This is a genomic window from Lamprocystis purpurea DSM 4197 (assembly GCF_000379525.1).
GTDB classification, from domain to species: Bacteria; Pseudomonadota; Gammaproteobacteria; order Chromatiales; family Chromatiaceae; genus Thiodictyon; species Thiodictyon purpureum.
This window is the reverse complement of sequence record NZ_KB902531.1, coordinates 64,816-87,911: the sequence shown is the minus strand read 5'-3', so window position 1 is coordinate 87,911 and position 23,096 is coordinate 64,816. Positions and strand designations below refer to the sequence as shown.

Annotated in this window: 18 protein-coding genes; 7 read left to right on the top strand and 11 right to left on the bottom strand. The window is 65.4% G+C overall.

Annotated elements, in window-relative coordinates:
- Window positions 1-411 (top strand): hypothetical protein, encoded by a 411-nt coding sequence (locus A39O_RS40010; RefSeq protein WP_026199722.1) that lies wholly within the window; start codon window positions 1-3, stop codon window positions 409-411.
- Window positions 402-842, top strand: a complete 441-nt coding sequence (locus A39O_RS40005; RefSeq protein ID WP_026199721.1) for a hypothetical protein — start codon at window positions 402-404, stop codon at window positions 840-842. Before A39O_RS40010 ends, A39O_RS40005 begins: the two co-directional genes overlap by 10 nt.
- Here the strand turns inward: A39O_RS40005 and A39O_RS0124670 are convergent.
- Window positions 829-3,828 carry a tubulin-like doman-containing protein gene (locus A39O_RS0124670; RefSeq protein WP_020507335.1) on the bottom strand — a complete coding sequence of 1,000 codons (3,000 nt, stop codon included), beginning with the start codon at window positions 3,826-3,828 and terminating at the stop codon, window positions 829-831. The genes A39O_RS40005 and A39O_RS0124670 overlap by 14 nt on opposite strands.
- 299 nt (window positions 3,829-4,127) lie before the next feature.
- On the opposite strand from A39O_RS0124670, the gene A39O_RS0124665 reads away from it, so the two are divergent.
- On the top strand, window positions 4,128-5,015 hold the full coding sequence (locus A39O_RS0124665) for a formylglycine-generating enzyme family protein (protein ID WP_020507334.1): 888 nt from the start codon (window positions 4,128-4,130) through the stop codon (window positions 5,013-5,015).
- Between the two features lie 10 nt (window positions 5,016-5,025).
- Window positions 5,026-6,177 (top strand): transporter substrate-binding and LysM peptidoglycan-binding domain-containing protein, encoded by a 1,152-nt coding sequence (locus A39O_RS35015; protein WP_020507333.1) that lies wholly within the window; start codon window positions 5,026-5,028, stop codon window positions 6,175-6,177.
- A gap of 270 nt (window positions 6,178-6,447) precedes the next feature.
- On the opposite strand, the gene xerC is transcribed toward A39O_RS35015, so the two are convergent.
- The 10 genes from xerC to A39O_RS0124610 form a co-directional block, all read right to left on the bottom strand.
- Window positions 6,448-7,353, bottom strand: coding sequence for a tyrosine recombinase XerC (gene xerC, locus A39O_RS0124655; protein ID WP_020507332.1), 906 nt, complete (start codon window positions 7,351-7,353; stop codon window positions 6,448-6,450).
- Complete coding sequence (locus A39O_RS0124650; RefSeq protein ID WP_020507331.1) at window positions 7,350-8,216, bottom strand: DUF484 family protein; 867 nt, start codon at window positions 8,214-8,216, stop codon at window positions 7,350-7,352. The genes xerC and A39O_RS0124650 overlap by 4 nt, the downstream gene beginning before the upstream one ends.
- Window positions 8,213-9,043: a diaminopimelate epimerase gene (gene dapF, locus A39O_RS0124645; protein WP_020507330.1), complete on the bottom strand. Its 831-nt coding sequence runs from the start codon at window positions 9,041-9,043 to the stop codon at window positions 8,213-8,215. Before dapF ends, A39O_RS0124650 begins: the two co-directional genes overlap by 4 nt.
- A 34-nt stretch (window positions 9,044-9,077) precedes the next feature.
- Entirely contained in the window at window positions 9,078-9,752 is a 675-nt protein-coding gene (locus A39O_RS0124640; protein ID WP_020507329.1) for a class I SAM-dependent methyltransferase, read from the bottom strand.
- Entirely contained in the window at window positions 9,749-10,996 is a 1,248-nt protein-coding gene (gene lysA, locus A39O_RS0124635) for a diaminopimelate decarboxylase (protein WP_020507328.1), read from the bottom strand. The genes A39O_RS0124640 and lysA overlap by 4 nt, the downstream gene beginning before the upstream one ends.
- Window positions 10,997-11,108: 112 nt before the next feature.
- Complete coding sequence (gene lptM / locus A39O_RS35010) at window positions 11,109-11,339, bottom strand: LPS translocon maturation chaperone LptM (protein WP_020507327.1); 231 nt, start codon at window positions 11,337-11,339, stop codon at window positions 11,109-11,111.
- Between the two features lie 216 nt (window positions 11,340-11,555).
- Window positions 11,556-13,463 carry an HIRAN domain-containing protein gene (locus tag A39O_RS37085; protein WP_020507326.1) on the bottom strand — a complete coding sequence of 636 codons (1,908 nt, stop codon included), beginning with the start codon at window positions 13,461-13,463 and terminating at the stop codon, window positions 11,556-11,558.
- Window positions 13,464-13,497: 34 nt separating this feature from the next.
- A complete protein-coding gene (locus tag A39O_RS42320; protein ID WP_020507325.1) occupies window positions 13,498-16,695 on the bottom strand; it encodes a class I SAM-dependent DNA methyltransferase in 3,198 nt (1,065 codons plus the stop codon).
- Between the two features lie 116 nt (window positions 16,696-16,811).
- Window positions 16,812-17,186, bottom strand: coding sequence for a hypothetical protein (locus A39O_RS0124615; RefSeq protein ID WP_020507324.1), 375 nt, complete (start codon window positions 17,184-17,186; stop codon window positions 16,812-16,814).
- Between the two features lie 12 nt (window positions 17,187-17,198).
- Window positions 17,199-18,098 (bottom strand): META domain-containing protein, encoded by a 900-nt coding sequence (locus A39O_RS0124610; RefSeq protein WP_020507323.1) that lies wholly within the window; start codon window positions 18,096-18,098, stop codon window positions 17,199-17,201.
- A 504-nt stretch (window positions 18,099-18,602) separates the two neighbouring features.
- Here A39O_RS0124610 and A39O_RS0124605 point away from each other — a divergent pair.
- The 3 genes from A39O_RS0124605 to A39O_RS0124595 all read left to right on the top strand — a co-directional run bounded on the left by A39O_RS0124605 (window position 18,603) and on the right by A39O_RS0124595 (window position 23,090).
- A complete protein-coding gene (locus tag A39O_RS0124605) occupies window positions 18,603-19,544 on the top strand; it encodes a TolC family protein (protein ID WP_169338489.1) in 942 nt (313 codons plus the stop codon).
- The gene (locus A39O_RS0124600) at window positions 19,541-20,383 is read left to right on the top strand and encodes an efflux RND transporter periplasmic adaptor subunit (protein WP_020507321.1); all 843 of its coding nucleotides are present in this window, start codon (window positions 19,541-19,543) and stop codon (window positions 20,381-20,383) included. The genes A39O_RS0124605 and A39O_RS0124600 overlap by 4 nt, the downstream gene beginning before the upstream one ends.
- Before the next feature lie 91 nt (window positions 20,384-20,474).
- Entirely contained in the window at window positions 20,475-23,090 is a 2,616-nt protein-coding gene (locus A39O_RS0124595; protein WP_020507320.1) for a tetratricopeptide repeat protein, read from the top strand.
- Window positions 23,091-23,096: the final 6 nt, after the last annotated feature.

Here is a 23,096-nt window from a genome sequence, read left to right as displayed (position 1 = left end):
ATGATCGATCACATCCCTTTCTTGAGCCCCCGCATGGAGGGTGAGCGTTTCGACGAACATGCGATCCCGCTGGAACTGCTCAAGGACTTGGCCGTGCTGGAGGAAATGGTCATTGAGGTTGCCAAATGGCGATATCTCCAGGATCACGAGGACCGCAAGCGCACTCCCCGTGGCTTCACCGACGGCATCGCACTCAAGCTGACGGCGGTCGAGCCGGGCAGCGCTATCCCGCGGATCGACTTATTCGCCCAATCAGACGGGTATTTCCCTCCCGGTAGTCAAGTCTATTTCGAGCAGGGCCGCGAGCACATCCTTGGGGCCATCGATGCCGCCAACCGCGACGGCCGTATCTCGGATTACCTTCCTGAGTCCTTGCTCGGCTATTTCGACAGGGCACCCGGGTGCAGGTGAGGGGCATCGGGCGATTCAATCGCAACGAACGGCTTCAGGGCTTGGCCGAGGTCGAGCACATCGGCATCCTGGACGCCAACGACGTGGCGGCCAGGCTGGACGACCTGCGTGGGTTAAAAAACGGCTGGCTCGACGGCCGCGGATTTGCCCCCAGCCCGCAAGGCTTGGATTGGCTCGCCCGGTGCTTTGGCTCACACTACCCGGACCTACTCCCGCCACCCTATCTCTATCCCACTGCCGAAGGAGGCGTCCAAGCAGAATGGTCGCTCGGCACTCACGAGATTAGCCTGGAAATCGACCTGGATCGCCGGGCCGGCGAGTGGCATTCACTTGATACCGGGGCCCAAGTCGACGACTGGAAGGAACTGGATCTGGCGCAACCCGGGGCTTGGGCCATGATCGCCGAGGACGTCGGCTTCAACCGCCCTTGAGAATCTGAATCGCCCCCCGCGCCGCCGCTTCGAAGCGGCGATAGACCGGGTCTTCGAAGTCATTGCGCCGCTCGGCGAGGATCTGCTTCAACTCGTCACGCACGGCCGCCTGCAGCGCGGCGCGCTGGTCGACGTGGCGGAAGGCGTCTCCCGCCAACTGCGCCTGGGTCGCATCGACGAGCCGTTGCGCGGCGGCGAGGTCGATGCTCTCGAACACGTCCGGCAGTCCCTTACCGAGGCGGGTGCGCACCGGCAGGCCGTCAGGGTCCTCGCCGATCAGGTAGAGCTCGTTGAGGCCGGTGGTCGGGCTGGTGACGGTGCTGATGAGGCCCAGCGCCTTGGCCAGCATCAGGGCCGGCAGGGCCTTCTCGCGTTGGACGCGCTCATCGGCCAGGACAATCTCGGGCCACTGGGTGCCGTCGCCTTCGCCGTGCAACTCCAGCTTCAGTCGCTGCGGATTGTCGACTTGCGTGAGACGGCGCTCGTATTGCTCCTTGAGGAAGCGGGTGGCCTTGGCAAGGCGCAGTGGGAACAGGTTGGTCAGCCCGAGCAGGGTGATCTCGTTCGGCTTGGTCTCGCTCTTGATAATGGCCACCGGGATGTCACCGCGGAAGTTGTCGCGGAACAGGGCCTCCAGGTCTTCACTGAACTGGGCCAGCTCGGGGGTCGCCGGGAGTATGACCAGGAACTGCGAGACCTTGGTCTTGGCCGCGCCCATGACGACCGCCTGGGAGTCGAACTCAAGGAAATTCCCCGCCTGGTTGACCAGATCGTGAATGAATTTCTTGAGTTCATCGGTGCGCCCCGAATACTCCCGCTCCAATTGGCCGACGATGTTGACCCCGAGCAATGGACGGCGGTCACGGTGCGATGCCACCAGCGCGTCATGCGCCGCCTGAGAACTCTGCGCACACCGCTGTTCCATCACGTCGAAGAAGCGCTGGCGGCTGATCCGCGCCTGGAAGGCGGAGAATGACGGATCGGCGGCAATCTGTTCGATCAGGGCGAGACGCACCGCCTGCGACTGCCGGGTCTGTTCGCCGCGGTCTTTCTCCAGATCGCGCGCGAACACACGGACGTTCTCCGCATTGTAGAAGCGCACCAGTGACTGGCGCAGATCCGGGGTGTCACCATCGTTGATGCGCGCGTCGATGCGCTCCTTGAATTCTTTGATGGACTCATCCACCAGCCGGGTGCAGGCCGCGACATCGGCCGCCAGTGCATTGAATTCGTTGACGGCTTCCTGAAGCAGGCGTTTCGCGAAAGCCCAGGCTTCCGCCTGAGTGCGGGCGGTATACAGTTCGCGCAGGGCCTCGCCCTGGAGATCGAGCAGGTTGCGGCGCTTGCCGAGCAATTGCGAAACCAAACCGACCTGGGCATAGTCGGCACGATTGGCCGCCACCCGCTGTTCAGCGCTGTCGGCATTGTTCTTGGCGCGGGTGATGCGGTCGTCCGTCCCCACCAGCCGCTCTTCCAGCGCGCCGATGAGGGCGGCCAGACACCGGGTGATGTCCTGCATGGACTTGACGCCGTTCCTCCACTCATCGAACAGCTCGCCCTCGACCCGGCGGCGTAATTCACGAACGTGGTCCTTGCGCGCCTGGAGTTTGGTTTCATAAAACTTGCGCACGCCGAGGCCACGGTAACTCTCCGCGAAGCGCTGGGCCATGAGCTTATCGATCTCATTGATCCAGACCTTGTCGTCCTGGGTCTGTACCAGCCCCATGAGCTGCGGCAGCACATCCAGCCACTCGTTGACGATGGGCTTCCATTTCTTATTGTTGATCTCCTCAGGCAGGATGCCGCGCGACAGCGTCAGGTGCTCGTCGGTCAGGGACCAGCGCTCCAGGGTCTGACCGTCGCGCACGAACTCGCCGAAATCCTGGTTGCGCGGCTCATCCCGGAACCCGAAGGTATCGTCCCAGTTGTTATAGCGCAGTTGCAGGGCGGCCTGGCGGGCGAAGCGATACGTGAGATATTCCCGGATTTCCATCTCGGGGACGGCCAGGCGCTTGATACCGAAGGTGAGAAAGCGTTTCGAACGCAAGGGAGCGGTGCTGCCGGGGCGGGTCTCCGCCGTGCCGTCGCCGTTCTCGGCATTCTCCATCTTCTCCAGCAGCTTCATCGCCTCCGCATTGCGTACGGCGACCAGCTTCTGGAACAGGAAATCGGCGACGACGCCGGGTAGCGTCTTGTCGACATCCACCTGCAGACCGTTTTCGTTGCGATTGGAGAAGAGATAACAGCCGTTGAACGGATCGCTGAGGGCGAGCCGCTCACCCCGCTCGGCGATATCGTGGGGCTGATAGGCGCCGACGCTCAGCGCGTTCAATTCGACCAGCGCGGCATAGCCGTTGGCGTGGTAATTGCCGGTATCCCAGTTCGGATTCGGAATTTCCTCGGGCAACAGGGCATAGATGACGATGCGGTACATGCGCGGGTCGCGATAGAGCGCGCGAATCTGCGCCACCGTATCGATGACCGCGCCGCTGCCGGTCCCGCCGGCCAGACCGCAGCAGACATGGAAGGTCACGCTGGCATCGGCACCGGTGCTGAGCTCGCCGGCGAGTTGCTTGAGTTGGTCCTTGAACTGGCGCGCCTTGCAGGCGAACAGAAAGCGCCCCAGCCGGCGTTTCTGGCCGCCCAGAGTCTCCCCGACGATGCTGCTGAGAATGTCTTTCCATTGGTCACGGCTGCCGATCCAGGGCTGGATATTCGGGTGACCGCTGAGATTGTCGAGAATCTGGTTGAGGTTCCCGCCGGTGATCAGGAGCTGACTGCGGGTGGCCAGTTGCACGCTTTCCCCGAGAATACGCCAGGTGGCGTCGTCGATGGCCATCATTTCCTTGCTCGAATCGACATACAGATAGCGCAGCCTGACCTGATCGGGCTCGTTGCCGCGGTATTCCTGAAAGACGTTCTTACGCAGGGCACGGAGGATCTTGCCCCCGGTGCCGCCCAGACCGATGATCAGGTGGTTCTTCATAGCCGATTCTCAGGGTTGAACAGGGCAAGATGACAGCTTGTCCGCGCGGGGCGCGCCTGGCTGCCGGGCGATTATGGGCCATGCGCCGGTGATTCGTCATGCGTCCTTGCCCGTCGCTCCCGGCGTCGCTATGATCACGCATCATGTCGTGTAGCCGCCGTTTCGATGTCCTGTCCATTCATCGGCATCCGTCACCGTTGGAACCGTCGCGGCCGAGTCTGTCGCCAGCCCCGTGGACAGACCGTTCGGCGCGGGGCCGATGAGACTGTCGACATCCTTAGATTTTTTGGAGCTAAACCATGGCCGAACAGACCGTCCGCACCGGCAAATGCACCAACTTCGGAAATTGCACCCTGGCCGACACCGGGGTCGACATCAGTATCCCCGAGGGTGCCGCGCCGGTCTGCACGGAATGCGGCCGGGGCCTCATGGTGAGCCAGCCCGGCAAGGACCGTTCCAAGCTGATCGGCGGCGTCATCGCCCTGCTCGTGCTGGTGGCCATCGCCCTGGTGGCGATGAAATTCCTCTGGGGCTACCTGAGCCCCGCGGCCGCACCGGAACAACCGGCGCTCGCGATACCGGCGGAACCGCCGACTCCTCGTGACGAACCTGTGCTCCCTGTGCCCCCCCAAGCGGAACCCGTTCCGCCACCGCGTCCCCCTGCCGCGGCGGTTGATCCGAATATGGTCAAGCTCGCCGATTTTTGGATCGACCGGACTGAAGTGAGCGTCGGGGACTATCGGACCGTGTTCCCTGGTTACCAAGCCCCCAAAGGCTTCACCGACGACCTGCCGGTGGTGGATATCACCTGGGAGAACGCCGGACGGTTCGCGGAAGCGAACGGCAAACGCTTGTGCCGGGAAAGCGAATGGCTCTTTGCCCTCGGTGATGAGCTGAGCGACCCCGCCAAAGCCGCGCTGGGCGGCAGCACCATGGACAAGCCCCGCAGCGTCACCGATGACCGCGACGAGAACAGCCACGGCCTGCTCAACATGGTCGGCAATGTGAGCGAATGGGTGGACTCGGGAACCGACGAGGCCGCTTTCCTGGGCGGCTACTGGTATTGGGATCGGGAAGGCCGTCCGCTCGCCGATCTGAAGCGGGTGAACCGGCTTGGCACCAAAGGAACCTATCATCACTACATCGGATTCCGGACCTGCCGCGACGCTGATCCGGCAGCACATTAAGGAGCACGCGATGAAAGCACTGAACCGCCGGCTGTTGCTGCTCGTTGTCATGAGCCTGGTACCGGTTTTGCTCCCATGGCGCCTCGCCGAGGCTCGCAGTCTCGCTGAGATCAGGAGCAGCGGGGTGATCAACATCGGCATTCGGGAGGACATTCCGCCCATCCAATACCGCGACAAACGCGGAGAACTGGTGGGCATCGACCCGGATCTCGGGCGGGCGCTGGCCGATGCGCTGGGCGTCAAGCCGCAGTGGACCATTCTTCCCGGCGCGAAAGCCCGCGAAGAGCTGTTGCTCAAGCAGACATTGGATGTGGTGATCTCCAGCTTCTCCATTACCCGTGAGCGGCTGGAGGTGATCGACTTTTCAGACCCCTATTTCACGACCGGGTTGGCGGTCATGATCCGTACCAAGGACCAGGATCGGATCAAGAGTTATAAGGATCTCACCGGGAAGACGGTCACGGCCACCCGCGGCAGTACGGGCGAACGGCTCATCACCGAACTGATGCCCGGTGCCAATTTTTTCCTGGTGACCGCGACCGCCGATACCTATGCCGCGCTCACCGGCGGCAAGACGGATGCGCTCATCAACGACAAGGTATTTCTTGAGCACTTTGCCTCCCAGAATCCCGGCCTGCTCGTCTTGGATGGTACCCTGTCGGCCGATCAGTACGGCATCGGGGTCAACAAGTCCGACAACGAGCTGCTTGTCTTCATCAATGAATTTTTGGCGAAGATCAAGGGCAACGGCACCCTGGCCCGGATCATCGGGAAATACTCCAAGTTCGATCCGAACATGGAGCCGGAACCGGTCAAGACAGAGACGCTGAGCACCTATGTCGTCAAACCAGGGGACACGCTGTCGCGGATCGCACTGGCGTTCTACAACGATCCGACACGCTGGCCCGTCATCTACGCCGCCAATCGGGACACGGTGAAATACGCCAATGTTCTCAACGTCGGCGCGACACTGCGGATACCGTCATTGGAAAAATCGGCGGCGGCGGCCCCGGTGCCGCCCAAGGATCCGGCCGCGGGCGATGAACTCAAACGCAAGCTCAAAGAGGCGGAGTCGCTGTACAAGAACAACTATATCGATAAGCAGACCTATGAGGAGATCAAGAAGGAACTGCTGCGCAAGCATCTGATCGAGAGTCGATAGGTAAATGGTCAGAAATAAGTGAAACGACGACCGAGATGCCAAAGGCGGCCTCGATCAAGATTCCGGCCACGTGAGCTCGCCGAATGCGTAGTCAGGCCATCCTGGCCTGACACGGTCAGGGCTGGAAGCCCTGACTACGCACGCCGCTGGCCGGGACTACCATCAAGGCCAGAAATTTCGGAACTGATCGCGGCCGGAACGATGATCAAGGCCCCAAAGACATCCCTAATGGACTTATTTAGCCTATGAGTGAACGGCTCCCGGGCGCTATCAACTCTTACGCTTCGCCCGCGGGTGCGCCTGGTCGTAGACTTGGGCCAGATGCTGAAAATCCAGGTGGGTGTAGATCTGGGTGGTGCTGATATCGGCATGGCCCAGCAGCTCCTGCACCGCGCGCAGGTCCCCGGAGGATTCCAGCAGGTGGCTGGCGAATGAGTGGCGCAGCAGGTGAGGGTGGACATGACGGTCCGCACCCTGCTCCTGAGCCCACTGGGCGACGCGGGTGCGCACCGTGCGCGGGTGGATGCGGTTGCCCCGGCTGCTGACGAACAGTGCCGGTTCGTCGCCCGCGGCCAGGTTGGCGCGCACACGCAGCCAGTACGCAACGGCCTCGCGTGCCTGGGTACCGACCGGAACCACGCGGGTCTTATCGCCTTTGCCGGTGACGCGCAGCGCGGCGTCCGCCATGTCGATGTCGCCCAGATTGACACTGACCAACTCGGCCAGGCGCAGCCCGGATGAGTAGAAGAGTTCGATCATGGCCGTGTCACGGATGGCGAGCAGGTCATCGACGGGGCGATCGAGCAGACCGCACAGTTGGTCTGCATCCAGGGTGGCCGGGAGCTTGCGCGGGGTCTTGGGCGCGCGGATGCCCACCGCGGGGTTGTTGGGCACCCGCCCTTCGCGCAACAGCCAGCGATAGAGGCTGCGCAGACTGGACAGTTCCCGTTGCAGCGTACGGCCGCCGACGCCGGACCGATGGCGCCAGGCGATGTAACGACGGATTTGCGGCTGGTCGAGCCGGGTGATGGCGTCGGCATCGCCCCCGGCGTCGGTCAGCCAGGTGCTGATGCGCTCGAGGTCGGCGCGATAGCCGGTGATGGACAGGTCGGCCAGCCGCCGCTCATGGGCGAGGTGGGCAAGAAAGGGCTCAATCGGGCCGGCCCCGTCGCTCATTCGCTGCCGACGTCCTCGACGACCTTCGGCTTACGCGACCGCGGACCGCGGGGCTTTTTCGGTGTCGGCGCCGTCGGCGTCACGGGCAGCGCGGCCTTCAATGGATCGGGCAATGGATCGGGCAGCAGCGCCGGGCGTGATGCGGAGGACGCCTGGAGTCCCTGCAGCTTGTGGCTGACGACCTCCCCCAGCCGATCCAGCAGGTCGGTGCGCATATCCGGCTTGAAGCGGTCCGGATCGGCGGCGCCGATGGCCAGCACGCCGGAACAGCCGGTCCCGCGCAACGGGATCAGCGCGGCACACTGAACCTGACCGCCGAGGTCGCCGAACAGGAAGCGGTTCTTCTCCTCATCCAGCGGACCGCACAGGGCGTGCTCGCGCAGCAGGAACTCCTTGAAAGCGACCGCCAGCGGATCCCGCGCCGCGTCCGCAGATGACGGGTCGATCGGGAAGAGTTTGAGCATGACCGCCTGGGCGCTGAACTCGCGCATCAGGGCCTCGTGAAGCACGGCACCGACCTGCTCCAGGTCGGGGGCGCCGATCAGTTGCAGCACCAGCGCGTGCAGACGGGTGGAAAGCGTTTCGTACTCGCGAGCGCGAGCGATCAGTTGTGCCAAACGACTGCGCTCGGCCTCCAGGTGACGACGCAGGACTTTCACCTGGCGCTCGATCAAGGACACGGTGCCGCTCGGCGCGTGTGGCACACTCAAGCTCGCCAAAACCGCTGCATTGCGTTCAAAGAAGTCCGGGTGATCGCGCAGATAGGCGGCCACCATCTGTTCCGCGGCAGCCGCCTGCGCTGCTCCCGCGTCGACGGATGCCTGGGCTGACTCGGTGCCCGGCTTGGTCCTGGTTTTGGTCATAGCTCGATCTCCCCCTCGAAGACCCGTTGCGCCGGTCCGGTCATCAGCACCGGTGTACCATTTCCGTCCCACTGTATCACAAGATCACCGCCGGGCAGGCTGACCTGGACCCGCGCCGCGAGCAGCCCGCGCAGGCGTCCGGTGACCACCGCGGCACAGGCGCCGGTCCCGCAGGCCAGGGTTTCGCCGACGCCGCGCTCGAAGACCCGCAACCGGATGTGCTCGGGCGACAAGACCTGCATGAAACCCACGTTGACACGCCGGGGAAAGTGCGGATGCGTTTCCAAACGCGGACCGAGCCGCTCCACCGGCGCATCGTCGGCATCCTCCACCAGCAATACCGCATGGGGATTGCCCATGGACACGGCGCCGATGGAGACCTCCTGTCCGTCCACCGACAGTCGGTAGACCAGCGCCTGCTTCGCGGCCCGGAAGGGGATGCGGGCCGGCTCCAGCACCGGAACTCCCATGTCCACCCGCACCTGACCGTCCGGCTCGACGAAGAGTTGGATGGCTCCCGCGGCGGTTCCGACCGGGATCGCGTCCTTGTCCGACAGCCCCTGATCGCGGACGAAGCGGGCGAAGCAGCGGGCGCCATTGCCGCACTGCTCCACCTCGCTGCCGTCGGCATTGAAGATCCGGTAATGGAAGTCGGTGCCGGGCAGACGCGCCGACTCGACCAACAATACCTGATCGCAGCCGATCCCGCGGTGCCGATCGGCGAGGCGGCGAATGGCCGCCGCCTCCAGCGTAACCTGTTGGCGGATGGCATCGAACACGACAAAGTCGTTGCCGAGGCCGTGCATTTTCGTGAATTTCAGGCGCATAAAGATCAGGAGATGCTCCGCGGGTCGGGATCGCTCAGGGGGCCGCCAGCCGCCCGAACACCGCCAGGTGCCGGTCGCTCACCACCCCAACCTGCAATTCGCTCAATCCGGCCTCCTGGAGTTGGTCTTCGACCTCCTTGGGCTCGAAGGCGGCGAACAGCGAGTTGCGGAAGTCGGTACGCAGGAGTTCCGGTTCGTTCGCGGTATAGGTCGCGACCAGCGCCTCGGCCCAGCCGGCGGAAGCCGGCCGCATCAGGTCCATGACCAGCACCAGGGCGCCGGGCCGCGCCGTCTCACGGACGGTCTGCCACAGGACCTGAGGGTTATGCAGTTGATGCAACAAGCTGTTGGAGAGGACCAGATCATACTGACCCGGCGCCAGCGCGGGGCTGGGCAGGCACTCCAACAACAGACGGCAGCGCGGGGCGAGGCCGGGCAGCCGCTCCAAGGTGGCGCGGGCCTGATCCAGCATGGCGGGCGACCCGTCGACCGCATCGCAGGTGGCGTTCGGGTAGGCGCGCAGAAACCGGCAGACGATATCGGCCGGCCCGCAGCCCAGATCCAGGGCGCGCGCGCCGTGCAGCGGCCCCGGCTTCAGTTGCGCGAGCAATTTGATGAACAGGGTGTTGGACTCGGAGAAGTCGGCCTGGGCATAGGCCAGGGCCTGCTCGGGCTCTTCCATGAGTTCCGGTTCGGGACGACGTTTCATGATAGGACTGACTCCCCGGCGAAGAGGTCGGCGATGGTCTCGCGGCGCCGCACCAGGCTCGCCTGGGCGCCATCCACCATGACCTCCGCGGCCCGCGGCCGGCTGTTGTAATTGGAACTCATGCTGAACCCATAGGCGCCGCTGCCGCGGATGGCCAGCAGATCGCCGGGCGCCAGGGCGAGCAGCCGGTCCTTGCCCAGGAAATCCGCGGTCTCGCAGACCGGACCCACCAGGTCGTAACGCGCGGGCACCGCGTCCGCATCCAGCCGCACCGGCACGATTTCCTGGTTGGCCTGGTAGAGCGCCGGGCGCAGCAGATCGTTCATCGCGGCATCGACGATGGCGAAGCGCCGGTATTCGGTCGGCTTCAGGTACTCCACCCGGGTCAGCAGGATGCCGGCGTTGCCGACGATGGCGCGCCCCGGCTCCAGGATGATCTCGTAGCCGCGCCCACCCAACCGATGCAGCAGGGCCGCGGCGTAGGCGCCCGGCTCCGGCGGGTGCTCGCCCCGATAGCGGATCCCCAAGCCCCCACCCAGATCCAGGTGAGCGATGGCGATGCCTTCCTGCGCCAGCCGATCGGCCAGCTCCAGCACCCGCTCCAGGGCCGCCAGAAAGGGCGCCAGATCGGTGAGTTGGGAGCCGATGTGACAGTCGATGCCGGTGATCCGCAGGTTCGCCATGCCGGCGGCGCGGCGGTAGACCGCCAGGGCGGCCTGGATGTCGATGCCGAACTTGTTCTCTTTGAGGCCGGTGGCGATGTAGGGGTGGGTATTGGCGTCCACATCCGGGTTGACACGCAGCGAGATGGGCGCGATGCAGCCGAGCTCCCCGGCGACCCGGTCGATTCGTTCCAACTCGGGTTCGGATTCCACGTTGAAGCAGCGGATGCCGACTTCGAGCGCACGGCGGATCTCGTCCTCGCGCTTGCCGACACCGGAGAAGATGACCCGCGCGGGCTCGCCCCCCGCCGCCAGCACCCGCTCCAGCTCACCCACCGAGACGATGTCGAACCCGGAGCCGAGCCGCGCCAGAACGTTGAGTACCCCCAGATTGGCGTTGGCCTTGACCGCGAAGCAGATCAGGTGCGGGTGGTCGTGGAAGGCGCGGTCGAAAGCGTGCCAGTGCCGCTCCAGGGTCGCCCGCGAGTAGACATAACAGGGTGTCCCGAAGCGCTTGGCGATCGCGGTGAGCGGGACCTCTTCGGCGTGCAACAGCGCACCGTGATAGTTGAAATAATCCATGCGATGCTCGCGGGGCGTCTCGGTCAGTGTCTCGATCGGTCGAGTGAAGGGTACACTCGGGGCCGCGGAGTGTACCTTGCAGCGCGCACGACGCTGTCGCCGACTGAAGGTCTTATCGGGGCCATGTCTGCCCCGGAGCGTCCGCGGCCCGGTCGACCGGCTTGGGGACATCCGCGCCGGGCGCCGGGACCGCTTGCGTGGCCGGCGCCGACGGTGTCGCCGCAGCGTTCTCCGGAGCTTTTTCCGCTAGATACAGCGGACCTTTCTGACCGCAGGCGCTGATCATGCTCAGCGTACCGAGTCCGATGACGACGCCGACGAAAAGATAGCGGGCCCAACACATGGTACGGCGCCTCGGGCGCGATCTGGGGAAGAAGCATAGGATTGTAATCCCTTCGGCGCCGCCTGGCGCATCGGCGTCGACGCCGGCCTTGATCGTAACCCCGGCCAGCGGCGTGCGTAGTCAGGGCTTCCAGCCCTGACGGTGTCAGGCCAGGATGGCCTGACTACGCACCCGGCGAGTCCAAATGGCCGGAATCATGATCGAGGCCTCGACGCCTTAGGCCAGCGCGACGATCTCGACCTGGAATCCAACCGGGACGCGGTAGTACCACCAGTGCGTCGCCGGTCGATGCCCATAGGCTTGCTCCCAGGCCGCGCCCCACACATGCGGTGACGGTTGCGCACTCGCCAGGAAATCGAAGTCTGCGGCATCCAGCACAAGGCTGATGCGCTGCGCGATCCGCCTGGGCGACAACAGAACCTGCTCCCGCACCTGAGTGCGCAAGTGCAGGCCCTGTCGATAAGACTCCCGGTTCAGCAGATCGGACCAGGCGACTTCGGTCCCAGTCGCCCACCGGATGAAGTCCGCCCAGGAACTGGCAAGCAGATCAGGAGTGGCCCAGACGGGGACGATGGGGCCGTTATCGCGCCACAACCAGAGACTGACAGGTGGGGAACAGGATTGTGCGAAGGCCGGTGGCGGCAGCGCATTGCGCAGCATCTGGTGCGACACACCGAAATAGCGCCGGGACAGCACCTCGGCGATCCGTTCCAAATCATGGAGCCGAAGGCGGTCTAGGTGTCGGTAGGGGACGCAGACCGTCAGCAGCCGGATCGCCACGTACAAGTCCGGCCTCGGTGCGGCAGCATTGCGGGCGAAGCACTCGGCAAGGTACAGGTCGTTGTCGGTGGCGGTGCGCACGCGACGACGGTTGCGGCGCCGACTTTGCGGTTGTAGACCCCGCAGGTGCTCGGCTAACGCACATAGTTCGGCCGCGGGACGGGGCTCGGTTTGCATCAAGTCGATGGTGCGTTCGAGCAAACAACGCAATTCCGCATAAGGGACCGGTGGGGTCGGAAACAACGCCGGCCATTTCCGCTCATCCTCGCGGCGGCGCACCTCCTCGGCGACTGTCCTTGGAAGCGTATCCAGTGCCTGGCGAAGCTCCCTCACCTGAAGCTCGATGGCCAACGCAGCATCCCAGTTCAAGGCGCGTACCGCCATCATCCGGCTGATCGGGATGATGCCGATGCGCTCATGATCGTCCATGAGCCGGAACCATCTGAATAAACATCGTAACACCTGTTCGCGGCGCGCGGCCGGCAGGCGTTCGGCGCGTGGGGGCGGGGCGTCGACCGCCGGATCGTCGCTCAAGATGGCGGTAACGGCCTCGACCTCGGAAAGAAAAGCCCAATCCAACCGGTCGCGCCCGGCCCCGCGGTCCAGTTCCGGATCCCCGGCCAGACGCCGCTGCCAGGCCGCGAGCTGCGATCTGAGGATCTGCTGCCACTCGTTCTCGGTAACCAGGGTGTCGGTCGACGGGGCAGGATCCGCCAGCGCACCCAAGACCAGTGTCACTAGCCAGAGCCGACGGGGTAGCGGATCGGTCCAGCCCTGCATGAAGTTCCCGAATAACTGCACCCAACCGCTGCCGCGCTCGAGTTGCTCGGGGTGACGCAACGCCCAGAGGTCCAGCGCCCAGTTTAAGGCGGTGTCTAATTGCTGATAGCCAGTAAAGCGTTCGCCTTTCGAGAACGCTCGCCGGGCATTGCTCAGGGCATTGCCAAGGGCATTGATCTGGTAAGGCGGACCGACCATCCGCGGCGGCGAACGTGGAAGCGATGGAGGCGGCGCCGGGTCAGGCGTATCTCCCGGCGTCAGTGAGCGGATCGTGAAGCGGATACCCAGTCCATCACCGTCCTGATCGACGCTCACCACGCAGCAACGCAGATCGAACCCCGCATCCAGTCGGTGCGCTATCCCGGCATTCATACGCCGCGGGACATAGCCGAGCTTAATTCCAGCCTCGGTCAGAATCTCGACCGCGTTGCCGTCGTGCGGGTTTCCCGGCTCACGGCGTAGCGCCAGGGGGGAGCCTTCGCCAAGTTGCGGCGCGACCCCACGTGCGTCGTAGTAGAAAATGCCGGCAATCCAGGCGTCGAGCAGGACCAGACCCGTACTCACCGCAGCAGCCGCATCGAGGTCAGCATGGTTATTTTTATGTCTCCTTTGATCGCTCCAGATTTAACGCCAGCAGCCGCCTTAAAATCTCCTCGTCAGCCATCTCCGGCCCGTAGTCCTTCCACCCATAGGCTGCGGCAACCGCCGCATCAAGCGCCTGGTGCGCGTTATCGAGCCAGGTCGGACGCGCGTTGTAGAGGTTGGTGAGGGTCCGCTTCTTCAACTCAACCGCGTGCTCGGACTTGGGGACGATCCGATCCGGGTAGCCGGGGACGACCTCCGGGACCCGATCCACCCACTCCGGCGGGTTCAGCCAGTTCTCGCGCAGGACGTTGAATCGGTGGGCGGCCTCGGCAATGGCCAGGGCGGCGGCGCGGTGCTGCGGGGCCACGGGCGGGAGGACGATACCGGAGTCCAGGGCCTCGGTGGGGCCGGCGGTGTCGGCGGGGGTCATGCCCGCGGGAAAGGGGAAGGTCTCGAAGGTAGTGGTCGGTGTGTAACGTGGATCGTTGCCCTTTCCGAGCCAAGTACATAGGCGAAGCGCCCAGATTTCATGGACCCGGGAATGCAGGATGCCGAAAGTGGTGTCGTCGGCTCTGGTGATCACGATGATCTGGCTATCGGGAACGATACGCGCATCCAACCAAACAAAGGTCCGGTGCTTGGCTACCCGCGGTGTCGCGGCGACACGGGGCATCATCGCCATCACAGCCATCATGTCTTCCCTGGGTCGCTCGTGTTGCCACCAAACCCTGCGTAAAGATGGGTTCCGATTCCTCTGACGCTCCGGCTTCACCGCTCGTTCAATGTATGAGAAAGGCGCCTCGTAAAGGGATGCATCGGCTTCCGTCATCCCTACGCCGAAATCAATGATCCAGGTATCTGATGGCCGACGGGTGATATCCATGCCATTCATCCAGGGTTTGAGAACATCGGCGTTCGATCTTCCGTGCGGATTTGGAGTAAGCATCCAAGACTTTGCAAGTTCCCTTGAAATGTCGAACGCCGCACCTTTCTTGGTACCCTGAAAGCCGATCCGGCGGTTTTCCTTCAGTGCCTTCGCGCGCGTAAGGTCCGAGGCCCCGTCCCCATCAAGCGACGGTGTCAGGTCCGCATTCACAGCGCTGGTGCCGACCCCATTCAACTGCACCAGCCGCCTGTACTCCGGCGCGCCGAAACAGACCATCGACACGCGGACTGCCGCGCCCTCGTTGATCCAGGGCTCGTCGGACCAGGCATTGAAAATGCTTAATGGTTTACCTAGAAGAAGCCCTTCAGGATGAGGGACATCACCCCCGCCAGCAGAACCCCCATCATCCATTTCAGCACGGTCAGATCGGTCCGCAAGGGGGCGAGCGTCCGTTCCAGGGTATGATCCAGATAGGCGGTCGTGACCAGCTCCGCTTGCGCCTCGCCAATCGCCCGAATCACGGACTCCGCTTGTTCGGGCGGAAAACCCGCGGCCTTGAGCTTGTCCACCAGTTGCAGTGTATCGAACGTAATCGTTGTCATGCGACTCTCCATCACTGATTAGTGTTTCAGTCCGCTGGATTCGCTCCAGCACGGTTCGGTTGGCCCCGCCCCGGATCGAATTCGTCGCGACCAGTCCGGCCGCGCCGGCCTTGCCCGCGACAATCTGGGCGCGCGACTTCTCGAACCAATAGGTTACCAGGTCCGCCCCGCCCGGCACGCGTCCAGCATAAATCCGGTCGAGCGCATCAAAATAAGTGTCACCCAAGCCACCGCGCTTCTTGCTCCCGCCCAAGAACGGCGGATTACCCACGATCACATCCGCCTTCGGCCATTCAGGTTCCGTTCCGTCCGGGTTTACTATGGCGTCGCGCTGCTCGATGGTGTTCAAGGGCTTGAGGATCGGATTCTTCGACAGCGAGAACCCGTGGGACAGCATCCACTGGATTTCGCCAATCCACACGGTCACGCGGGCGAGTTCTGCCGCATAGGGATTGAGTTCGATCCCGAGCACGCACTCCGGGCCGACCAGCGGGAAAGCCCTGGAGAGCCCAAGGCCCTCGGCCTCCAGGATGACCTGATGCTCCAGGTCTTTGAGCCCCAGTAGCGACAGCAGGAGGAAGTTGCCGGAGCCGCAAGCAGGGTCCAGGACCCGGAAGTGTGCGAGCCGCGCGAGGAAGCCTTGTAGCAGTCCGTGGGCCTCGTTCTGGGCCTTGGTCCGTGCGGAGGGCGACTTCGCTCCGACGGCCTTCGCCATCAGGGGCTCGATCTCTGCTTTCTTCGCCGTCCACTCGTCGCGTAGCGGGTCCAGAACAACCGGGTCTACCAGCCGCATGATGGAACCCCGGTCGGTGTAGTGGGCGCCCAACTGGCTGCGCTTGTCCGGGTCGAGCCCGCGCTCGAAGAGCGTCCCGAAGATCAAGGGTTCGATAGCCGACCAGTCGAGACCGGCCAGGGCGCGCAGCGTCTTGATGTCGTCCCGTTCCAGAGGCAGCGCATTGCGCGAGTCGAACAAGCCCCCATTGAACCGCTCCACCGTCTCGAAGCCTATACGGCCGCCGGTCGCCATGGCGCCGAACAGGTCCTCCAGCATCGCGGAGAGGCTCGTCGAGTCCTTGAGTCCGGCATCCAGCAGCCGGGTGAACATCTGCCGGGGCAGTAGCTCGATGTCCTCGGCGAACAGGCAGAACAGCAGCCGGATGCAGAAGTGCCCGACCGTCCAGGGGTCGTGACCGCGGGCGCGCAAAGTCTGCGCGAGACTGCCGAAACTTCCGGCCGCACCTTCGGTGAGGGCCGCGGTGGTCTGGCCTGGCCGTAGCCGCTCGGGCTCGCTGAAGGCCCACTTCAGCAGCCGGCGCTTGCCGGCGTCGCGCAGGTCGTCGAGGGCCAGGACATGCACATCCGGCACCGTCCCGGTGAAGGCGGTGTGGATGACGATCCGATCCAGGTCGCAGACGATCAAGAGCGGCGGGTACTCCAGCGCCGGGGTGTAAAGCTGAAGCTGCTTGAAGGCTTCCTTCAGGTCCTTACCCTTCCCCTTGTACTCCCAGCCGAAACAGTTGCGGCGCCACACGTCCGCCCAGCCGTCCCCTCCCCCAGCCTTGGTGGCGCCCTTTTCGAAGCAGTACCAGGATCCGGACGGGTCGGCCTGTGCCGGCGTTGGTTCGTCCAGCAGGCGGCAGAGGTCGAGAAAATGCTCCTGAGAGGCCGAGCGTTCCTTGAGGGTGGCATCCTTCCACTTGTCGATGAACTGGTCGGGGGTCACGCGCTGATCTCTCCTTGCTTCTCGCTGATGGTCTATTTATTCTGGCTGCTGACTGCGCAGTATTTTTTCATTATCAAACCCCTTATTCTTTCGAGAGGAAACTGGCCTCGCTGGTCTTAAGCGCGCATAACCGATACATCGTCCAGCCTCGCGTCACCGACGTTCTTCAGGTTCTCCTGCCGCGCAAAATGCTGCTTTAGCTCCCGGATCGTGCTTTCTTTCAATGCCGGCTTCATCTTGAAAAAATACAATGATCCGAAAGCGGCGATAGACGCTTGGTTGTCGGGAAAAACGATCTTGAGGTCTTGGGCAATCGTTTCTTCCGTATCGGTTCCTGTCACCAGACGGAACCACAGCATTTTCGCGAGTTCGAGTGCCATCTCTTGCTGGTGATCGGTGACACAGGCATGAAGCAGCGGCCAGGAAAACTGAAAAAAGAGATCGTTGACTCTTTTGCTCTTGAGTGCGCGGTGAGGGCTAGCGAGTGACATGGATCGTCTTCTTTACTCAGGCTGCGCTGGTGTCGACTGCACCACCGGCTCCGAAGTCTGGGTCGGGCCCGAAGCCGGAACCACGACCGGCGCCTCGGCGTGCAACCGGATCGCCGCTTTACCCTCGCCATCGAGCAGGGTCAGCTCGCCGCCCTCGATCCGGTAGCCGCGAACGGTGCCCAGGGCCGCCGCGTAAGCCCGCGCCTGTTCCGCAGCCCCTTGCGGGCCCTTGCAGGCCATGCGGGTGGTGGCGACCGGCCCGATGGTCAGGGTCTCACCCTCCAGGGTGTAACCGCTCATGTAGCGGTTGCAGCCGTCGGAGCCGCCCAGGGTGCCGTCGTCCCGGAACTCCAGAGTGATCTCGGTGCCGTTGCGCGCCGAGACGATGGCTTGTTTGCCGTTATTGTAGCCCTGGAGTTGCCAGACCTGGCCAACCAGCGGCGTGGGCTTGAGGCGCACGAAGCGCAGCAGCGGCTGGCCGGAGGCGTCCGTGAATTCCAGCAGCTCGCCGTCGAGCCGGTACGCCGCGACCTTCACCAGGGCCGCACCAACCGCCTGCTCCTGCTGCATCAGCGGCTCCGGGCACGCCATCATGGTCGAGGCCAGGTTCGCGTCGAAGCTGAGACGATCACCGTCCAGGGTGTAGCCGCCGCCGAGTCGATTGCAGCCGGGGCTGCCCGCGATCCGCCCTCCGGCGAGCTGAAAGCGGGCCGGCGGCGCGCCCGCGGTGACCTCGACCAGGGCATCGCCGACGCGATAGGCCGCCAGTAACCACGTGGTGTCTTCGAGTGTCGGCGCACTGAGCGTCGGGGCCGGCGCGGGCGCGGCGGCCGGGGTTGCCGGGACTGCGGCCGCCGCGAACAGCGCGGCGGCGAACAGGGCAAGAACGACGGGCACGGGTGGGTGGTTCATGGCGGACGATCCCTAGTTGTCAGGTGTATAAGGGTTTGGCTCAGACTGCGGGCAACAGGCACCCGGGCTTGACCGGCGGGACCAAGTGTAGCGGCGAATACGCATGCCCATAAAGTATCGCGTACTGCGGCGTAAGGTTCGCAACGACTCGGTGCCGGTGTGCCGCCTGAGCCGGCGACGGCCCGCGCCGCAGGAGCCACGGGCTTTACCGTGAACGTCGCGCAGCGACCCTGTGGGAGCGGCGTCCCGCCGCGACGGGGCCGGGCGCGCCGCCGCGGCGTTCGCGGTCACCGCAGCACCGCATCGCGGCGGGACGCCGCTCCCACGGGGAACTTACATCTTGCGGGGTGGCTTGATATTCCTTCCATGGCCGTTAGCCGGAGTCCGGGGGGCGCCAAGGCTGAAGCCTTGGACTCCTGGCGGTCGGTCGGTGGTGCTTGAGTCAACCGGCCATGACCCGTTACCCTTCGACCACCTCTTGACCGCCGCTGCTTTCACGCTGACATGACCCGCCGATCCCTGATGCCGGCCCTGACCCTCTGCCTCGCGCTCGGCACCGCCGCGGGCGCGCCGCCGCTGCCTGAGCCGCTTTCACTGGAGCAGGCGCTGGCCCTGGCCGACAGTCATCCGCGCACCCAGGCGAGCCCATCCGTTGCGGCACGCCTGCCGCGCCGCCATCCGCTCTATCTGGACTGCCATGCGCTGGCCTTCGGCGTCGTCGATCCCGCCCGGGGCCGACCCCCGGCGCCGTTGATCGAGCCGGTGCCGGCCCAGCGACTGGAAATCATGGAGCGCTTTTTCGATGTCCTGCTCGCGGACTTGGCCTATTCCAGTGCCAGCGAGGCCATGGCGGTCGCCTATGTTCAACTCGACCGCGCCAGGGCACGTGAGGAACTCGGACAGACCTCACCATTGCGCGTGTCCGAGCTGGATGCGGTCTATGAGGATATCCTGCAGGAGCGCACCGTCGGCGAACTGGGCCAACAATGGACCCGCGCCCTGCTGGCCCAGGCCCTCGGCCGCCCGGAGACCCTGCCGCGCGACCTCGTGACGCCCATGCTGCCGCCGCAGCCCGCGGCCCCGCCGCCGCTCGACACCCTGGCCGCCGCGGCCGTCGGCGAACCCGCGGCCGACACGGCCGCCGACCAGCAACTGGAACGGCTGGAACTGCACCATCAACTCGCGGAGATCCGGCTGCGGCTGCTGGCCTTGGCCGCCGCCGAGCGCAAGCTCCGCAGCGAAGCGGCCTACCGCGACCTCAAACTCGACGAGAGCCGGACCCTCTACGAACAGGAGGTGTCGGCCGACCTGGGCTACGCCATGAGCCGGCAGACCATGACCAGGATGCAGGAGGCCCGGGTTGGTTACTGCCGGGCGCTCGCCTGGGCCGAACTCAACGCCTTGACCGGTCGTCCGGTCTGGCCTGCAGCGGGATCAACACCATGACGCTTCTACGCACCGTCAGCGAACAGCCGCCGGCATCCGGCGTGCGTCAAGGAAAAGGTGAAGGTCGGCGCCTGACCCGGCTGACCCTCGGTGTTCTCCTGCTGGCCGGCATCGCCCAGGTTCAGGCCGCCGTCGAGTTGAAAGGCTGGCTCGAGTGGGTCCATGAGGTGCAAATGCGCGTCCTGGAGAACGGCCTGGTGCAGGAGGTCGCCGTCAGCGCCGGGCAGCACGTCGGCAAGGGCGCCCTGCTCCTGCGCATGGACCAGCGCGAGGCCCAGGCCCGGGTGCTGGAGGCGCGCGCCCGCGTCGCCCGTTCGCTGGTGGAGGTCGAGGATGCCGAGCGGGCGCTCGCCCGCGCCAAAGAACTGTTCGACCGGGGCCTGATCGCCAGCGAGGAACTCAAGGACGCGGAGCTCGCCCAGACGGCGGCGAACGCCGAGGCGCAAGCCGCCGCCGCGACCGAGGCCGCCGCCGCCGTCGCGCTGGAACATACCGAGCTGCGCGCCCCCTTCGACGGCATCGTGGTGGCGCGCAATGCCTGGAACGGGGCCGTGATCTACAAGACGCTGCAGCAGGAGCCCCTGATCCTGTTCGCCCCGGACGACCGGATGCTCGCCCGCGCCCTGGTCCCGATCAACGTTCTGCGGAGTTTTCAGCCGGGTCAGGCGGTCAAGGTGCGCGTCAACGGCGCCCTGCGTGAGGCCCGCATCTATAGCCTGGGCGTCCAGGCCGTGCGAGTGGAGCGCGAAGGCGCTGTATACTATCTGGATGCGATCTTCGAGCGCCGTCCCAACGAATTTCTGCGTCCGTCGGAAACGGCGCAGATCATCGCCCCCTGAGACGCCGATGCCCGTGTTTTATCGACCAACGACACCCTGAACTCCCATCGCCACCACACTCGCTGGGCAAGATCCGGCCCCGATATTACCCATGAAGAAGCCACACAAGGTCGCAGCGGCGCCCAAAGCGCCGACGCCCGATGACTTGCTGACCGCGGCCCAAGGCCAGATCGCGGCGGGCCGTTACCGCGAGGCCATCAGTACGTGCAAGGATCTGCTCAAAATCGAGAACCGCCCGGAATGGCGGCAGACACTGGCCTGCGCCTACGCCGGGCGGGCGCGGGAACTGGCGGCCAAGGGGATGACCAAGGAGGCCCTGACCGTCTGGGAGAACCGGACGCAGATCGCACCGGAACTCCCCGCGGATCTGGACTATATGACGCTGCTGCTGCGTCTGGGCCGGATCAGTCAGGCGGTGGCCCTCGGCGCGCTGGCCGGCGATCGGCTGGACCCCGCGACCTTGACCGCGCTGCGCTCGCAGTTGGCCGCCCATCATCTGGCGGGCAAAGCCGAGGTGGCCGCGGGTCTGGCCGCTGATGATCCGATCCTGGTCCAGGGGGTGGCCGCGGCCCAAGCCCTGGATGCCTATTGCGCAGGCGATGACGCCGCGTTGGGTGCGGCACTCGCCGCCATCCCCTTCCGCTCCCCCTATCGCGATCTGGCTCAGATTCTCAAGGCGCTGCAGCGGCCCCCCGCGGCGTTACACGAGGCGCTCGAACTGCTCGCCCGCGTCGACGACGCGTCCGGGTTCGCCCCGTTACGGCGTACCTGCGAATCCGCACTCGGCCCGCCGCAGACCTTGACCGAGCGGCTGGCGGACGCCGGGGAAGCGACCCGCCGCTTCGCCATGACCCTGGCCGGCTGGGGCGAGCAGCGCCAGGCGATCTGGGAGGAGGCGCGGCGCGCCGGGAACTCCGAACCCAAAACCCTGCTGCGTCTGCTGCACCGTCACCGGACCCTGCTGGGGGAAACCTGGGCGCGCCGTCAGGGGCTGCGCCTGCTGGTCGCGGGTTTTCCCAAGAGCGCCGGCTGGATCAAAGACAGCGGCGGGCCGCAACTGTCCGCGGAGGAGCGCCTGCTGATTGCCGCCTGGCGTGCCGAGCAGAACGAGCGTTCGGGGAACGATCTCGAGGCCTGGGATGCCTACGCGCAGCATCTGACAAAGGACCGCCTCCCGGAGCCGGGTACCGATGACGCCCTGCGGGTCGCCTTGGTCCTGCGCCGGGTCGACAGTCACCGGGACCTGCTCCCGCATCTCGTACCCGACGATGATCCCTTTGTGCCGACCGCGTCCCTGGCGGAAGCGGTCGAGTCCAGCCTCCAGTTCGACCCGGATGACCGCGACAGCTACGAGCGTCTGGTCCGCTTCTATCTGCGCGGCCCCGACCTGAAGTCCGCCCGCCGCCTGCTGGACCTTGGCCTCGCGCGCTTCCCCGCGGATGTCGGCCTGCTGACCGCGGCCATGGATGTCGCACTGGCCGCGGACGCGCACAAGAAAGCGGCGCGTTATGCCCGTGAGATCCTGGCCCTGGACCCGATCAACACCGGCGCCCGTGAGCGCCTGGTCAAGTCGCACCTGGCCCATGCCCGCAAGCAGCTCAAGGCCCGTCGCCTTGATCTGGCCAGCAAAGAACTCGAGCAGGCGGCCGAGTGGGAACCCGCATGGGATCGGGGCGGGCGGCTGCGCGAGCGCCGTGTCCTGCTGAGCGCGCTGCTCGAGCTGCAGGCCGACGCCGCCCGCGGGGCGTCTGTCCTGCGCGCGCAGGTCCAGGCCATGGGCGGGGGCATGGCCGCCGCGCTGGCGCTGGCGCTGGAAGGCGCCGCCATCGGGCGCGCGGCCGCCGGACTGCTCAAGACCGCCGGCCTGGGCAAGGCCGCGGTCGCGGACCAGGCCGACCTGACCGCCGTCCTGAGTCGGCTGCGCACCTACCTGGATGAGGAAGCGGGCGCGGAGCTTGCGCCCGAACTGCGCCGATTGTTTGAAAAACCCTTGAGCGCCGCCGCCCGCTGGCCGCTCAGCCAGCCGGAGTCCGAGAACGCCTGCGAGACCCTGCGCCGGGCCGCGCTGGAGCAGGCGCGACTCGCCTTCGCCGAGGCCGCGCTCAAGCGCTGGCCGGACGTGCCGATCTTCGAGCTGCATCGCTTCGAGGCCGGCCTGGCCGGGCGTCGCGGCAATCCAGCCGCACGCGAAATCGACCGGCTCGCGGAAGCCGGCGAACGCGCCCGCGAGAGCGGCGACCAGCGGACCGCCCACCGGATCGGCGAGTGCCTGGCGGAGTATTCGCCGTTCGGGCACTTCGGCCGCAGCCCCTTCTTCCCGTTCGACGACGAGGACGAAGACGAAGACGAGGATGGAATGGGCTTCGACCCGCTGGGGGGCGACCTGAACGACGCCCTGCGCGCCTTCATCGAGGTCGTCGGGGTGGACGGGGTGCTGAAGGCGGCCGGCGTCGGCGCCAAGGAACGGTCCACCTTCAAGGACATCGAACGCCAGCTCGGACACGAGACCATGATCAACGTCCTGATCACGATGCTCGGCAACCAGTTGCCCAACCTGCTGGGCGGGTTGCCGCCGGGCCTCTTACCGGCGCCCGGCCCAGCCCCCAAGCCGTCGCGACCGGGCCGCAAACCGGGCAAGACCACCGGTCGGTCGAACGCCCCGCAGACGCCGGACGACGACGACCCCGAACAATTTGACCTTTTCTAGCGAGTC